The organism is Paenibacillus sp. CMAA1364 (assembly GCF_054373195.1).
This window is the reverse complement of the sequence record NZ_JBITNB010000073.1, coordinates 1-601: the sequence shown is the minus strand read 5'-3', so window position 1 is coordinate 601 and position 601 is coordinate 1. Positions and strand designations below refer to the sequence as shown.

Annotated in this window: 1 protein-coding gene; it reads right to left on the bottom strand. The window is 34.3% G+C overall.

Annotated elements, in window-relative coordinates; translation table 11 throughout:
- Positions 1 to 207: 207 nt before the first annotated feature.
- On the bottom strand, positions 208 to 366 hold the full coding sequence (locus tag ACH8E3_RS16705; protein WP_458633776.1) for a hypothetical protein: 159 nt from the start codon (positions 364 to 366) through the stop codon (positions 208 to 210).
- Positions 367 to 601 lie beyond the last annotated feature (235 nt).

The following is a 601-nucleotide window of genomic DNA, read 5'->3' as shown; positions in this document are numbered from 1 at the left end:
TAAGTGACCAAAGGGAACGGGTCGTCAGACTTAGCTGGTTGAATGTGTCGCCTGAATCAACTTCTCAGAATCACCCCTTGGCGACCAAGGAGCGTTAGCGACGAAGTAGGAATGTTTTGTTATGTGCTGTTCCTGCCATCTTGATTACACTTAAAAACATCCTCTTATATTAATTGTTCACCATATTACTTGTTCTTTATTTAATAATTATTTTTCTATTATTACTAATGAGAAAGCAGCATTACTTTGACCTGCTCCCATTGGTTTTTGACTTAAAACTTTCCAGCCCTCAGATAGTAAATTATTTAATTCATCAAGATTGTTTCTCTTCTCTGTTAAAAAATATACAATAACAGCCTTTTGCATTATAAATCCCCCTTTTTTATCTTCAAGTGTATAATTTTTTATCTTTTGTTTTTGATTAGCTAATTCAATTTACTTCTTAAATTTCTTTGTTTCTCATGTTGATTGTATCGTCGTTAAATAACAATCTCGTGGAAATGGGTTGTTGGAAGGTTAATTTAATTATCATTGCAGGAATTGCACATAACGTTTGTGCATTCCTGACGTTCAAGCAGCTTAAGTGACCTTAGGGAACGGG

Bases quoted from the DNA above. Each gene is read 5' to 3' on its own strand.
- ACH8E3_RS16705 (WP_458633776.1), bottom strand. From the start codon at position 366: ATGCAAAAGGCTGTTATTGTATATTTTTTAACAGAGAAGAGAAACAAT.